Below are 12,574 nucleotides of genomic sequence, written 5' to 3' on the forward strand. Positions count from 1 at the left end.
CTCCCGGCGGGGTACGAATCGAAGCGTTCCCCCACCCCACGACCGGAGGCGATGCGTGAGAGCGGTGAGCGGCGCGGACGACGCGTGGCAGGACCCGGGCCCCTTCCTGCGCGGGGTCGCCTGGCTGGACGAGGGCCGGCCGGTGCGCGCCGACCCGGCGGACACCATGCGACTGCCCTGGGACACCGGTGAACGGGCGACGCTGCCCATCGGGGTGCGGTTGGAGTTCACCGCCGGCCGGGCCCGCGCCGTGGAGATCCGCTACCGCGCGACCGTGCCCCGGCCCACCGACGCGCTGCGTGACGTCGCGCACGGCTTCGCCCTCTGGGACCGCCACGGGGCCCTGCGCGAGGTGTGGACCGAGCCCGCCCCGGAGGCCGTCGTCCGGATCGGACTGCCCGGCGGCGGCGGGCCGTTCACCGTCCACCCGCCCGAGGCCCAGTCGCCGCTGATCCTCGGGGTGCGCGGGATCGGTGGCCCCCTCGCCCCCGCCCCGCCGGCCCTCCGCTGGGTGGTGCACGGAGACTCCATCACCGAGGGCTGGTGGTCCACCCGCCCCGCCCACGGCTGGGCCGCGGTCGCCGGGCGGGAACTGGGCTGGGACACCGTCAACCTGGGGTACGCGGGTGCCGCGCGCGGCGAACTCGCCACCGCCGAACAGCTCGCCAAGCTCCCCGCCGACGTCCTGACGCTCGCCTTCGGCACCAACTGCTGGTCCCGTGTGCCCTTCTCCGCCCCGATGCTCTACGAGACCACGCGCGCGTTCCTCGACCTCGTACGGCAGGGCCACCCACACACACCCCTGCTGCTCCTGTCCCCCGTGCTGCGCCCCGACGCGGAGCGCACCCCGAACCGGCTCGGCGCCACCCTGGGCGCCCTGCGAGACGCCATGGAGCGCGCCGTCCACGACCGGATCGCGGCCGGGGACGGCCGGCTGGCCCTGTTGCCGGGCCGGGACCTGCTCGGCCCCGAGCACCTCGCGGACGGGCTGCACCCCAACGACGACGGGCACCGGGTCCTGGGCCTCGCTGTGGTCACGGCCCTGCGGCGCGCCGGGTTCGACGCGGGTTAGGTGAAAGAGCACACACCGGCCGGGCTGAACAGTGCGCTCCCCCGACGACGTGTCCTGCACACATTGCCGACGCTCCGGCGACGGACTCGGCGGACACCACACGTGGGAGACATCACCATGGGCATCAAGCGCGGAACGTCCCTGGCCGCGATCGCGATCGTCGTCACCATGACGGCGACCGCGTGCGGCGGCGACGACAAGGCGGCCGACACCACCAAGCCGGCCGCGGCCGTCGCCTCCCAGGCGCCCGTCGCCGATCCCTACGGGGCCGACCCGGCGGCGGCCGGCGCGCCCGGCGCGTCGGCCGCCAAGGGCGCCGGGCAGCTGGCGATCGCGGCCGACGGCCAGTTGGGTTCCGTACTCACCGACAGCGCCGGTTTCACCCTCTACCGCTTCGACAAGGACACCGCCAAGCCGTCCAAGTCGAACTGCGACGGCGACTGCGCGAAGAACTGGCCGGCGGTCGCGGCCGGTGACGCCACCGCCGCCGCGGGCATGGACGCGTCGCTGCTCGGCGAGGTGGTGCGGACCGACGGCAGCAAGCAGCTCACCGTGGCGGGTTGGCCGGTGTACCGGTTCGCCAAGGACACCAAGGCGGGCGACACCAGCGGTCAGGGCGTGGGCGGCACGTGGTTCGCCGCGGCGCCGGACGGCAAGAAGGCCGCCAAGCCGGCCGCCGCGCCCGCCGGCGCCGGTCAGGCGACGGGCGCGCTGACCGTGGCGAAGGATCCCACGCTCGGTGAGCACATCGTCGACGGCAACGGGATGACGGTCTACCGCTTCAAGCCGGACACCGCCTGGCCGATGGTCTCCAAGTGCGAGGGCGACTGTGTGGCCAAGTGGCCGGTGGTGCCGCCGGTGGACAAGGCGAACGCCAAGGGCATCGTCGAGAAGAACTTCCTGGTGTCGGACCGGCCCGACGGCAAGAAGCAGCAGACGGTGAACTGCTGGCCCGTCTACACCTTCACCGGGGACAAGAAGGCCGGCGACAGCAACGGTCAGGGTGTGGGCGGCACCTGGTACGCGGTCGCCCCCGACGGCAAGCTCATCACGGCCCCGTAGCGGGCCCGGCACGACCCACGGACCGCGCGGCCCCCGTCCTCCCCTCCCCCCGAGGGCCGGGGCCGCGCACCCGTCTTCCTCCACCGTTCCCCCCCGGCGGAGCGGAACCTAGACTCGGCTCCATGCTGCGCGTACTGGCCGTCGACGACGAGAAGCCCCTCCTGGAGGAACTCCTCTACCTGCTGCGCTCCGACCCGCGCGTGAGCACCGCCGAGGGCGCCTCGGACGCCACCGAGGCCCTGCGTCGGGTCACGAGGGCGCTGGAGTGTGGCCCGGACGGGCCCGACGGCATCGACGTGGTCTTCCTCGACATCCACATGGCCGGGTTGACCGGACTGGACGTCGCCCGGCTGCTGGCCGGTTTCGCGGCGCCCCCGCTGATCGTGTTCGTCACCGCGCACGAGGGGTTCGCCGTCCAAGCCTTCGACTTGAAGGCGGTGGACTACGTACTCAAGCCGGTGCGGCCTGAGCGGCTGGCGGAAGCCGTCCGCCGGGCGTGCGCCCAGCTGGCCCGGGCGGCGGAACCCGCGGCCCCGGGGGACCCGGTCGGGGCCCCGGCGTCGCCTCCCCCGGTCGTGCCCGCGCAGCGCAGACCGGCCCCCGAGGTCACCGTCGCCGACCGATCCGCGGAGCAGATCGCCGTCGAACTGGGCGGGGTGACCCGCTTCGTGGCGATCGCCGACATCGCGTACGTCGAGGCCCAGGGCGACTACGCCCGACTGCACACCGACGACGGCAGCCACCTGGTGCGCATCCCGCTGTCCACGCTGGAAGAACGCTGGGCGGCGCGCGGTTTCGTACGGATCCACCGGCGGCATCTGGTGGCGCTCGGCCGGATCGACGAACTGCGCCTCGACGGGGGCACCACCAGCGTCCGTGTCGGGTCGGCGGAGCTCCAGGTCAGCCGCCGGCACGCGCGGGAGCTGCGGGAGCTGCTGATGCGGCAGGCGACCGGCTGACCACCGGACCCGGGGCCGGGGCGCGCGGGCGCCGTCCGGCCCGCGGTGTACGGCATCCGCCGACCGTCCGGCGTGTGCGGGCGCCGTTCGTCGCGCCGGGACGGGCGTACGGCGATCCGGCGGGCCCGTCGGCCGCAGCGGTGGACGGAACCCGCTCCGGCCGAGGGGCCCTTGCGTATCGTGGATCTTCCGGTCCGGGAGGAGCCCCGCACATGCCCGACATCCAGGCGCTGTTGGACGCGCTCACCGGACTGCCCCGGACCCGGCCCGCCGGCCCGGCCGAGGCCGAGGCGCTGCTCGCCCGGCTGCGCAGCGTGGCGGCGCGCTGGGCCGATGTGCTGTACGACGCCCAGGAGGGCGCGCGGCAGCAGGTGCCACCGCGTGCGGAAGCGGCGCTGACGCTGGCCTTCCGGCGGGCGGAGGAGTCGTACGTGGAGCTGGAGATCGCCCTGCGGGACTGCGCGGAACACCGCGACCCGGCCGTCTGATCCCCCACCGTCGCCGGCCGCCCTGCGACCCTTCCGAACCCCCGCGGGGTGACCTTCGGTTCGGCCGGCCTTGTGCCGGATCGCGTCTGTCGCCCGGTCCTCGGCGCTGCGTACACTCCCAAGACCCCTCTCCCTGTCGAAGGACGCGCCGGTGAACCAGACGTACGCGCTGACCGCGGTCACCGTCGTCGTCCTGGCAACCGTGTTGGTCGGAGCGCTGGGTCTGCGCATATCCCGGACCACCTCCGACTTCTACGTGGCGTCGCGCACCGTCGGTCCCCGCCTCAACGCGGCGGCGATCGGCGGCGAGTACCTCTCGGCCGCCTCCTTCCTCGGGATCGCGGGGCTCGTGCTGCTCCAAGGGCCCGAGATGCTGTGGTACCCCGTGGGGTACACCGCGGGGTACCTGGTGCTGCTGGTCCTGGTGGCGGCCCCGTTGCGGCGCTCCGGGGCCTACACGCTGCCCGACTTCGCCGAGGCCCGGCTGGAGTCCCGGACGGTGCGGCGGATCGCGGTGCTGTTCGTGATCGGTGTCGGCTGGCTGTACCTGCTGCCCCAACTGCAGGGCGCGGGGCTGACCTTGGCCATTCTGACCGGGGCACCGCACTGGGTCGGGGGTGTCGTCGTCGCCACGGTGGTCACGGCGGCCGTGGGGGCGGGCGGGATGCGCAGCATCACCTTCGTGCAGGCGTTCCAGTACTGGCTCAAGTTCACCGCCCTGCTGGTCCCGGCGTTCTTCCTGATCGGCGCCTGGGCCGGGGACGGGGCGCCGCGCGCCACCTTCGACGCCCCGGCGGTGTTCCGCGAGCACACCACCGTCACCCCGGCCGAGGACTTGCGGATATCGCTGGCGGCGCCGCTGACGCTGACGGTGACGGGGCAGGTGGACGGCCGCTCGTACGCGGCGCAGCCGGTGACCCTGGCCGCCGGGCAGCACACCGTGCGGGCCCACGCGGTGCTCCGGTTCCCCCGGGACGGCGCGGTGCCCGAGGCCGCGGCACAGGCCCGGCCGGGGGGCGCCGGCCGGTCGGAACGGCTGGCGGGAACCGGGCGGCAACACCGGCTGTACGCCACGTACGGGCTGATACTGGCCACCTTCCTCGGCACGATGGGCCTGCCGCACGTCGCCGTGCGCTTCTACACGAGCCCCGACGGGCGGACCGCCCGGCGCACGACGCTGGTGGTGCTCGGCCTCGTCGGGGTGTTCTACCTGCTGCCGCCGGTGTACGGGGCGCTCGGCCGGATCTACGCCCCCGAGCTGGCCCTGACCGGGGACGCCGACGCCGCCGTGCTGGTGCTGCCGTCGCGGGTGCTGGGCGGACTGCTCGGGGAGCTGCTGGGGGCGCTGTTGGCGGGGGGCGCCTTCGCGGCGTTCTTGTCCACCGCTTCGGGGCTGACGATGGCGGTGGCGGGGGTGCTGCACCAGGACGTGCTGCCGGGGCGCCGGGTGCGCACGTTCCGGTTCGCGGTGGTGGTGGCGATGCTGGTGCCGCTCCTGGGGGCGGTGGTCTCGACGGACGTGCCGGTGGCGGACGCGGTGGGGCTGGCGTTCGCGGTGTCGGCGTCGTCCTTCTGCCCGCTGCTGGTGCTGGGCATCTGGTGGCGCGGGCTGACACCGCCGGGCGCGGTGGCGGGGCTGGTCACCGGGGGCGGGGCTGCGCTCGGCGCGGTAGTGGCGACCCGGGCGGGGCTGGTGCCGGCGGGCTGGGCGCACACCCTGTTGGCGTGGCCGGCGGTGTGGTCGGTGCCGTTGGGGTTCCTGACGATGGTGGCGGTCTCGCTGGCCACCCGGTCCCGGGTCCCGGCCGGGACCGCGGCCACCCTGGCCCGGTTTCACCTGCCGGAGGCCGTCGCCGGGCGCCGGGCCGTGGGCGCCCGGTGGCCGGGGCGGTGACGGGCGCGATGGCAGGGGCGGTGACGGGGGCGGTGCTGCCGGCGGTGGCCGCGCTGGCGACGGTGGGGCTGCCGGCCTTGGGCTGGGCGGCGGGCCGGTGGCACGCCCGGCGCGGGGAACGCGCCACGGGGATGGACCTGGGCACCCCCGTCGAGCGGGCCACCTTCCACACCCTGCACACCGCTTCGCTGGCCGCTCCCCCGCTGCGGGCCGGCCTGACGGAGGACGCGGCCCGCAAGGCCGCCCGGCGGCTGCGGTCGCTGCTGGGTACCGAGGCGCTGTGCCTGACCGACCGAAAGGCGGTGTTGGCCTGGGACGGGCCGGGCGCCGACCACCACCAGCGGCGGGCGATGGCCCGGGTGGCGGGGATGCTGGAGTCGGGGCGGAGCATGAGCCTGCGCACCGGCTGTCAACGCCCCGACTGCCCACTGAAGTGGGCGGTGTTCGCCCCGCTGACCGGCGAGGACGGGGTGCTGGGCGCGCTCGTCGCGTACGGCTCGCGGGAGTCGGCGGTGCTGGTGCGGGCCGCGACGGAGGTGGCGCGCTGGGTGTCGGTCCAGTTGGAGCTGTCGGAACTGGACCGGTCGCGGACGCGGCTGATGGAGGCGGAGATCAAGGCGCTGCGGGCGCAGATCTCCCCGCACTTCATCTTCAACTCCCTCGCCGCGATCGCCTCGTTCGTGCGCACCGACCCGGAGCGGGCGCGTGACCTGCTGCTGGAGTTCGCCGACTTCACCCGGTACTCGTTTCGGCGGCACGGCGATTTCACCACGCTCGCCGAGGAGTTGCGCTCCATCGAGCAGTACCTGGCCCTGGCGGGGGCCCGGTTCGGGGACCGATTGACGGTGACCTTGCAGGTGGCGCCTGAGGTGCTGCCGGTGGCACTGCCGTTCCTGTGTCTCCAGCCGCTGGTGGAGAACGCGGTCAAGCACGGGCTGGAGGACTCCACCGACCGGTGCCGGATCACCATCGCGGCCCGGGACGCGGGTGCGGAGGCGGTGCTCACCATCGAGGACAACGGCGTCGGGATGGATCCGGCCCTGCTGCGCCGCATCCTGGCCGGTGAGCGGGCGGGATCCTCCTCGGGGGTGGGTTTGCCGAACGTCGACGAACGGATGCGGCAGGTCTACGGGGACGACTACGGGCTCGTCATCGAAACGGGGGTCGGCGCCGGGATGAAGGTCACGGTACGGATTCCCAAGTACCGGGCGGGCGTGCACACCTCCGGCCCGCGGGAACGGTCCGACCGGCCTTGAACGTGGCATCCTGCGGGAGGCGCGGCATGACCGGAGGGACCGCCGAGGTGCGGGTCGGGCGAGAGCATCGGCGTGAGGCTTTACGGGACTGGGTGCGCGGCGGCGCGGCGGGCGGTGGGAGCCGTCTGCTCGTGGAGGGGGAAGCCGGAGCGGGGAAGACCGCTCCGGTGCGGGAGGCGCTGGTCGAGGCGCGGACGCTGGGCTGCCGGGTGCGCTACTGCGTCGCGGACCCGCTCGGGGCGGGGCCCGCGCTGCGGGCCGTACTGGACTGCCTGCACCCCGACGGACCGGACCGGGCGGCGGTCATCGCCCTGCTGCGGGAGGCCGATGATCCGGCCCGGCCTGGCGGAGCCCTGCCGGCGGCGACGGACCGGCTGGTGCGGGGTGGAGGCGTGGTGCGCCCGACGGACCGGTGCTTTGCCGTGGTCACGGTGGAGGCGGCGAGGGCCTGCTCATCGGACCCCCCGGCGCCGACCGGTCGAACGGCACCGCCGAACGGCACCGCCGAACGGCACCGTCCACCGGTCGAACGGCGTGGTCGGTCGGCCGGACATGCCCGTGGCCCCGACCCGTCCGAGCGGACGGTCCGGGGCCACGGGAAGGGAATTAGCTCCAGCTGGCGTGCAGGGGCTTGCCCTCGGCATAGCCGGCCGCCGACTGGACGCCGACGACGGCCTTCTCCTCGAACTCGGCCAGCGAGCCCGCGCCCGCGTAGGTGCAGGAGGACCGCACGCCCGCGATGATCGAGTCGATCAGGTCCTCGACGCCGGGCCGCGTCGGGTCCAGGAACATGCGCGAGGTGGAGATGCCCTCCTCGAACAGGCCCTTGCGCGCCCGGTCGTACGCCGACTCCTCCGAGGTGCGGTTCTGCACCGCGCGCGCCGACGCCATGCCGAACGACTCCTTGTAGAAGCGGCCGTCCGCCGACTGCTGGAGGTCGCCGGGGGACTCGAAGGTCCCGGCGAACCAGGAGCCGATCATCACGTTCGACGCGCCGGCGGCCAGCGCCATCGCCACGTCGCGCGGGTGGCGGACGCCACCGTCGGCCCACACGTGCTTGCCGTGCTTCTTCGCCTCGGCCGCGCACTCCAGCACCGCGGAGAACTGCGGGCGTCCCACGCCGGTCATCATGCGGGTGGTGCACATGGCGCCGGGGCCCACACCGACCTTGATGATGTCCGCGCCGGCGTCGATCAGGTCCTTGACGCCCTCGGCGGCGACGATATTGCCGGCCACGATCGGGACCTGCGGGTCCAGCGCCCGGACGGCCTTGATCGCGTTGATCATCGACTCCTGGTGGCCGTGGGCCGTGTCGATGACGAGCGTGTCCACGCCCGCGTCGAGCAGCTGCTTGGCCTTGCCGACGAAGTCGCCGTTGATACCGACGGCGGCGGCGATGCGCAGCTTGCCGTCGGCGTCGGTCGCCGGGGTGTAGAGGGTCGCGCGCAGAGCGCCCTTGCGGGTCAGGAGGCCGACGAGCCTGCCGTCCTGGTCGACGGCCGGGGCCAGCTTGCGGTGGCCGGCGTCGAGCTTGTTGAACGCCTCGCGGGGGTCGATGTCGGCGTCGATGAGCAGCAGCTCCTTCGACATGACCTCGGAGAGCTGGGTGAAGCGGTCCACGCCGGTCAGGTCGTGGTCGGTGACGACGCCGACGGGCCGGTTGTCGGCGTCGACGACGACCCCGGCGCCGTGGGCCCGCTTGGGCAGCAGCGACAGCGCGTCGGCGACGGTCTGGGTGGGCGCCAGGGTGATGGGGGTGTCCAGCACGAGGTGGCGCGTCTTGACCCAGGAGATGACGTCGGTGACGACCTCGATCGGGATGTCCTGCGGGATGACGACGATGCCGCCGCGGCGGGCGACGGTCTCGGCCATCCGGCGGCCCGCGATGGCGGTCATGTTGGCCACGACGAGCGGAATGGTGGTGCCGGTGCCGTCGGGCGAGGAGAGGTCGACGCCCTGGCGGGAACCGACCGCGGAGCGGCTCGGCACCATGAACACATCGTCGTACGTCAGGTCGTACGGCGGCTTCTGGTCATTGAGGAAACGCACGTGCTGAACATCCCAGTCGATCGGAGTTGGCCCTCGACAGGGCAGCCGAGGAAACGCACGTACTTCATTCTCCCATGGCCCGGCGTTTATGCAGCCCGGTCCGATCGTCCAGGACATAAGGGACCACCTGGTCGCTTCCTCCAGACCGAGGCCGTATCCCCGGCTCGTCGCGACCGCGACGGCCGAGCGGCGCAGAGTGGGAGAGGGGGACGGCTCGGGACACCCGCCTCCGGCGGAACACCTGGGAGGAACCATGCCCGCGATGAAGCGCGACGAGACACCCGTTGTTCTGGCGGACGGCGGCCTGGAGGTTCGGATCGAGGAGATCGGCGGTGACCTGAGCGTGGGCTTCTTCCACCTGCCCGAGGGTACGGACCTGGCCCCGGCGCTCGCGGGGCTGCCCGACGACATGTGCCAGTGTCCGCACTGGGGCTACCTCCTCAAGGGTCGACTGCTGATGCGCTCGCACGATGGGGAGACGGTCTATGAGGAAGGGCAGGCCTTCTACTGGGGGCCGGGGCACGTGCCGGTGGCTCTCGCCGACACGGACTACGTCGACTTCTCCCCCAGCGAAGGGATCAAGCAGGTCATCGACCACGTCAAGGGCGGGGCGGGCTGACGGCCTCATCCCGTTCCCGCCGGCTCGCCCACCGGGAGCATTCGGCGGTGGACGGGGCCGGGGCGGTCGGTCAGCGGGGTCACGCTGCCGCCGTGGCGGACGGCGGTGAACTCGGCGGCGATGGCGAGGGCCGTCTCCTCCGGGGTGCCGCCGCCCAGGTCCAGGCCGATGGGTGAGCGCAGCCGGGCCAGCGCGGCCTCGGGCAGCCCCTCCTCCCGCAGGCGGGCGGCCCGCTCGGTGTGGGTGCGCCGAGACCCCATGGCCCCCACGTACGCGAGCGGCAGCCGCAGGGCGAGGGACAGCAGCGGTACGTCGAACTTCGCGTCGTGGGTCAGGACGCAGACGGCGGTGCGGGCGTCGAGCCGGCCCGCCTCCCACTCGGCGGCCAGATGGCGGTGCGGCCACTCCACGACCACCTCGTCGGCGTCGGGGAATCGGGCCGGGGTGGTGAAGACCGCCCGGGCGTCGCAGACGGTGACCCGGTGGCCGAGGAACGCCCCGATCCGTGCCAGCGCGGCGGCGAAGTCGATGGCCCCGTAGACGATCAGCCGGGGCGGCTCCGCGGCCGACTCGACCAGCAGGGTCAGGGGCCGGCCGCACAGCCCGCCGGCCGTCCCCAGCCCGACGGTGCCGGTACGCCCGGCGAGCAGCAGGTCCCGGACCCGTTCGGCGGCGGCCCGGTCCAGGGCGGGCTCCCCGCCCAGGTGGCCCTCGTAGGAGCCGTCGGCGTGGACGGCCAGCGCCCTGCCGAGCTGGCGGGGCGGGCCGGAGACCACCCGGGCCAGTGCCGTCCGCGCGCCGGTCCCGGCGTGGTCGAGCACCGTGCGCAGGACGGGTCGCACGGGGTCGTGCCCCCGTACCGGGGTGATCAACACGTCCAGGATTCCGCCGCAGGTCAGTCCGACCGCGAAGGCGTCGTCGTCGCTGTACCCGAAGCGGTGGACGCCCCCTTTCCCGGTGACGATCGCCTCCAGGCACAGCTCGTGGACGGCGGACTCCACGCAGCCCCCGGACAGGGAACCGAGCGCGGTGCCCCCGGCGTCGACGGCCAGTGAGGCACCCGGCCCGCGCGGCGCGCTCCCGCTGACGGCGACGACGGTGGCCAGTGCGAACTCGCGCCGCTCGGCGCACCAGGTGCGGAGTTCCCCCGCGATGTCCCACATCAGCGGATGTACGCGCGGCGGGGTGCCTGCCCGGGTATGAGCGGCCTCGGCGGCAGGACGGCGGGCGGGCGGGGTCTGGTCGGGCCCTGGTAGGGCAGGGCCGTCGGGTCGGGGAGGCGACCCCCGGCGCTGCCCAGCAACCGGGCGGCGTGGGCGACGCTGGCGAGGGTGGCGTGATGGTGCCAGCCGCGGAAGGAGCGGCCCTCGAAGTCGCGGATCCCGACGGGTTCGCAGGTCTCGGCGAAGTCCAGGGAGACCCGGTCGGTGAGCTTGGCCAGCAGGAAGAGCTGGGCGAGCGGCCGATCACCGATGTTGGTGATCCAGAACTCGGATGGCAGCAGGGCCGCCTCCGTCCAGGCCCCGACGAGCAGCAGCGGGGTGGGGGGCGGCGGGGCGGCCCGCTCCTCGCCGGCGGTGGCCAGGATGGAGGCCGAGGTCAGCAGGGTGACCGCCCCCTCGGCTCGGCCGTGGCGGGTCCATTCGACGACGCGCCGCTGGGAGCGCAGGGAGTCGATGAGTTCCCGGGCGGGCGCGGTGTGCGGGCCGGGCTTGTGGCGCCCGGACCCGCCGAAGGAGACGGGCAGCGAGCCGTCGACCTTGAAGACGAAGGGGACGTCCTGGAGCGCGAACGACTCGACGCACTGCGGGAGGTCGCTGTTGGCGACCTCCATCACCACCGGGCGCCGCTGGAGTTGCCAGGTGGCGGCCATGCGCTGGACGGCGTGTACGGCGTCCTGGGCGGGGGTGAGCGAGCGAGCGGTGTCGGGGATGCCGGCCCGGCGGCGGCGCAGCAGTTCGCTGGTCCACGGGCCGGGGAGGGTGAGGGTCCATTCGACCGGGAAGCTGGCCTCGCTGGAGGCGAGCCAAATCCCCCCGGCCTGCTGACAGTTCGCGGTGCGCCCGAGCTGGGGGACGAACTGCCGGCCCACTCCCACGGAGCGGTCGCCGGCCTTCTCGATGACCATCGGCTGCACCACCCAGGCGAGCGGGCGTTGGGCGGTGCGTTCGATGTGCTGGGCGAGGGACCGGCGTACGGGGGTCCAGTCCCACGGGGATTTGCTGATGAACTGCTGAAGGCTCTGCTCGACGGAACTCGCGCCGGTTCCGGCGATGTTACGGATTGTTTTCTTCCCATTGGTCCGCACAAGACCATTGAGATAAACGCGGGCCCAGTTTCGCTGGTCCCGCCGGGGTAATGACTCGAAGAACAGAGAGATCAGGACATCGATCAACTCGGAGATTTCCTTTGCGGAATCCTCCGGCAGGACTACGCGAGCCATCTGGGCCTCCCCCGCGACCAGCTAGATCCAATACCCTACTTGACCGCGGATAACGGCCGTAGGCCAGGGCGGCTACTTCCTGAGGTCGCCGGCAGTCGCGAGCCGCTCTTCCTCTACCACGAGTGGGATCGGGATCTGGTTCGCCGCGTAGTAGAGCGCGATCAGGAAGTGTGCGACGAGAGTGAGTGGTGCGGAGAAAAAGGACAGGAGTACCGTCATGGGGTAAGCGATCGCCCCCAGACCGAACCGCATTCGGGTCGCCCGGGCGCCATCCTTGTCGACTTGTTCGTGGAAGAGGTGGCCGACCCGGGTGACGTACCACCAGAAGGCGAGGAACGCCAAGGCGTACGCGACGGTGAGCGAGCTGTAGAGGATGGCGGCCGCGTTGGCCGATCCGCCTTCTTCCATGAGGTGTTCGGCGAGAACCGTGGTCGTGTAGGGGATCACCGATACCACCATCAGCACCAGGAGATTCAGGAACAACAGCGGTCGGTCGACCCGCTTGAGGTGGCTGAAGATGGTGTGGTGGTTCACCCACATGACGCCGATGATGAGGAAGCTCACCACATAGGCGGCGTAATGCGGCCACTGCTCCCATACGCCGTGCCAGAACTCCGACCCCGTTTCTTTCGGAACTTTGAGTTCCAGAACGAGAATCGTGATGACGATGGCGAACACGCCGTCGCTGAATGCCTCGACGCGACCGGTTTCGCGCTCCATTGGCTCCCCTTT

The 12,574-nt window shown here is 73.0% G+C and carries 11 protein-coding genes; 7 read left to right on the forward strand and 4 right to left on the reverse strand.

Features of this window, described 5'->3' with window-relative positions:
* The first annotated feature begins 55 nt into the window (after positions 1-55).
* The 6 genes from ABZ934_RS21875 (at position 56) to ABZ934_RS21900 (ending at position 6,731) form a co-directional block, all read left to right on the forward strand.
* Positions 56-1,072 (forward strand): GDSL-type esterase/lipase family protein, encoded by a 1,017-nt coding sequence (locus ABZ934_RS21875; RefSeq protein ID WP_361315694.1) that lies wholly within the window; start codon positions 56-58, stop codon positions 1,070-1,072.
* Positions 1,073-1,174: 102 nt separating this feature from the next.
* Entirely contained in the window at positions 1,175-2,134 is a 960-nt protein-coding gene (locus tag ABZ934_RS21880) for an SCO0930 family lipoprotein (RefSeq protein WP_361315697.1), read from the forward strand.
* Between the two features lie 122 nt (positions 2,135-2,256).
* The gene (locus tag ABZ934_RS21885; protein WP_361315699.1) at positions 2,257-3,093 is read left to right on the forward strand and encodes a LytTR family DNA-binding domain-containing protein; all 837 of its coding nucleotides are present in this window, start codon (positions 2,257-2,259) and stop codon (positions 3,091-3,093) included.
* Between the two features lie 212 nt (positions 3,094-3,305).
* Entirely contained in the window at positions 3,306-3,581 is a 276-nt protein-coding gene (locus ABZ934_RS21890) for a hypothetical protein (RefSeq protein WP_361315702.1), read from the forward strand.
* 151 nt (positions 3,582-3,732) lie between these two features.
* Positions 3,733-5,475, forward strand: coding sequence for a cation acetate symporter (locus ABZ934_RS21895; RefSeq protein ID WP_361315705.1), 1,743 nt, complete (start codon positions 3,733-3,735; stop codon positions 5,473-5,475).
* A 20-nt stretch (positions 5,476-5,495) separates the two neighbouring features.
* Positions 5,496-6,731, forward strand: a complete 1,236-nt coding sequence (locus ABZ934_RS21900; RefSeq protein ID WP_361315842.1) for a histidine kinase — start codon at positions 5,496-5,498, stop codon at positions 6,729-6,731.
* Between the two features lie 606 nt (positions 6,732-7,337).
* Here the strand turns inward: ABZ934_RS21900 and ABZ934_RS21905 are convergent.
* Positions 7,338-8,780 (reverse strand): GuaB1 family IMP dehydrogenase-related protein, encoded by a 1,443-nt coding sequence (locus ABZ934_RS21905; protein WP_361315707.1) that lies wholly within the window; start codon positions 8,778-8,780, stop codon positions 7,338-7,340.
* A gap of 253 nt (positions 8,781-9,033) precedes the next feature.
* On the opposite strand from ABZ934_RS21905, the gene ABZ934_RS21910 reads away from it, so the two are divergent.
* The gene (locus ABZ934_RS21910) at positions 9,034-9,399 is read left to right on the forward strand and encodes a hypothetical protein (protein WP_361315709.1); all 366 of its coding nucleotides are present in this window, start codon (positions 9,034-9,036) and stop codon (positions 9,397-9,399) included.
* 5 nt (positions 9,400-9,404) lie between these two features.
* Here ABZ934_RS21910 and ABZ934_RS21915 read toward each other — a convergent pair whose 3' ends face one another.
* From ABZ934_RS21915 to ABZ934_RS21925, 3 genes are all read right to left on the reverse strand, one after another.
* Positions 9,405-10,562: an XdhC family protein gene (locus tag ABZ934_RS21915; protein ID WP_361315712.1), complete on the reverse strand. Its 1,158-nt coding sequence runs from the start codon at positions 10,560-10,562 to the stop codon at positions 9,405-9,407.
* Positions 10,562-11,842, reverse strand: coding sequence for a transposase (locus ABZ934_RS21920; RefSeq protein ID WP_361315715.1), 1,281 nt, complete (start codon positions 11,840-11,842; stop codon positions 10,562-10,564). The genes ABZ934_RS21915 and ABZ934_RS21920 overlap by 1 nt, the downstream gene beginning before the upstream one ends.
* Before the next feature lie 72 nt (positions 11,843-11,914).
* Positions 11,915-12,562, reverse strand: a complete 648-nt coding sequence (locus ABZ934_RS21925) for a TMEM175 family protein (protein WP_361315718.1) — start codon at positions 12,560-12,562, stop codon at positions 11,915-11,917.
* Positions 12,563-12,574 lie beyond the last annotated feature (12 nt).

Origin of the sequence: Streptomyces sp. NPDC046557 (assembly GCF_040645975.1) — a bacterium.
Classification (GTDB): domain Bacteria; phylum Actinomycetota; class Actinomycetes; order Streptomycetales; family Streptomycetaceae; genus Streptomyces.

Bases quoted from the DNA above. Each gene is read 5' to 3' on its own strand.
- ABZ934_RS21890 (WP_361315702.1), top strand. From the start codon at position 3,306: ATGCCCGACATCCAGGCGCTGTTGGACGCGCTCACCGGACTGCCCCGG.
- ABZ934_RS21910 (WP_361315709.1), top strand. From the start codon at position 9,034: ATGCCCGCGATGAAGCGCGACGAGACACCCGTTGTTCTGGCGGACGGC.
- ABZ934_RS21885 (WP_361315699.1), top strand. From the start codon at position 2,257: ATGCTGCGCGTACTGGCCGTCGACGACGAGAAGCCCCTCCTGGAGGAA.
- ABZ934_RS21920 (WP_361315715.1), bottom strand. From the start codon at position 11,842: ATGGCTCGCGTAGTCCTGCCGGAGGATTCCGCAAAGGAAATCTCCGAG.
- ABZ934_RS21925 (WP_361315718.1), bottom strand. From the start codon at position 12,562: ATGGAGCGCGAAACCGGTCGCGTCGAGGCATTCAGCGACGGCGTGTTC.
- ABZ934_RS21915 (WP_361315712.1), bottom strand. From the start codon at position 10,562: ATGTGGGACATCGCGGGGGAACTCCGCACCTGGTGCGCCGAGCGGCGC.